This window comes from Acinetobacter sp. YH12052, from assembly GCF_013419835.1.
Classification (GTDB): Bacteria; Pseudomonadota; Gammaproteobacteria; order Pseudomonadales; family Moraxellaceae; genus Acinetobacter; species Acinetobacter amyesii.
The window spans coordinates 1-1,075 of record NZ_VOZI01000053.1 but is presented as its reverse complement, the minus strand read 5'-3'; the positions used below and the strand labels follow the sequence as shown (position 1 = coordinate 1,075).

Below are 1,075 nucleotides of genomic sequence, written 5' to 3'. Positions count from 1 at the left end.
ATCTTGTATCCAAATGGATTCGCTTAATTGATGCTAAGCCAGGGAGTGATCGCTCACCACTACCGAATAAACCTGCATTTATTGCCTTATCTTGCTCTGCACCATTAGATCCTACTCCTACTGACATGTTAAAAGTTCAAATTACTTTACCCCACTCAAAAGCAGAAATTGGCTTGAAATGGCAAGTATCAGAAATACCTGCCTTGGCAGAATTACTCAAGGTACTTGCAACATGATCCGCATTGATGAAATCTGGCTTTCTACCCAACCTCTGGATATGCGAGCAGGGATGGATACTGTCATGGCTCAGGTGGTGAGAGCCTTTGGCTACATCAAACCGCATTGCGCCTACCTGTTCTGTAATAAACGTGGTCATCGCATGAAAGTGCTGGTACATGATGGACTGGGCATCTGGCTGTGTGCCCGGCGGCTGGAACAGGGAAAATTCCACTGGGCTCAAGTTCACCAGGGTGAAAGCGTGGCTCTCAGCCCGGAACAGTTACAGGCACTGATCCAGGGTTTGCCTTGGCAGCGCATTGGACGACAGCAGGTGGTCACGATGCTCTAAACCAAGCTCGGCTATTCTGCTATCCTCCAAACGTTCTATTTCATTCTTCTCATGACCTCAGGCATACTGCGGTCATGAATACGCTGCCTGACTTAAGCCAACTGACCCATGAACAACTGCTGGAATTCACCCGGCAGTTGGCGATGCAGCATCAGTCTCTGGCAGAATCAAATCAAGAATTAGAAAAATCAAACCAACAATTGGATGCCAAAGTTCAACATCTTTCTATTCTCAATCAAAAATACGAGCATGAACTCGCACTGTTTAAACAGCATAAATTCGGCAGTAAAAACGAACATCTCACCGCAAAACAAATCCATCTGTGGGATGAAGCGGTCGAAGAAGATATCGCAGCCGTTGATCTGGAATTAGAACGATTAAATGCAGATAAAACCCATGCAGCGACACAGAAAGCCACAGTCAACAAACCTAAACGTCGACTGCTGCCAGATCATCTACACACCATCCGTATTGAGCATGAACCTGCATCAACCCAATGCAGTTGTG

Annotated in this window: 2 protein-coding genes and 1 pseudogene; all 3 read left to right on the top strand. The window is 46.2% G+C overall.

The features are described from left to right. Positions 1–236, top strand: a pseudogene (locus FTU06_RS16665) (IS66 family insertion sequence element accessory protein TnpB); the annotation flags it as partial. Beyond that, a complete protein-coding gene (gene tnpB, locus FTU06_RS16660; RefSeq protein ID WP_180147630.1) occupies positions 233–568 on the top strand; it encodes an IS66 family insertion sequence element accessory protein TnpB in 336 nt (111 codons plus the stop codon). The pseudogene FTU06_RS16665 and the gene tnpB, both read left to right, overlap by 4 nt. 74 nt (positions 569–642) lie before the next feature. Further along, on the top strand, positions 643–1,075 hold a 433-nt coding region (locus FTU06_RS16655; RefSeq protein WP_218954131.1), incomplete at its 3' end, for a transposase.

Bases quoted from the DNA above. Each gene is read 5' to 3' on its own strand.
- tnpB (WP_180147630.1), top strand. From the start codon at position 233: ATGATCCGCATTGATGAAATCTGGCTTTCTACCCAACCTCTGGATATG.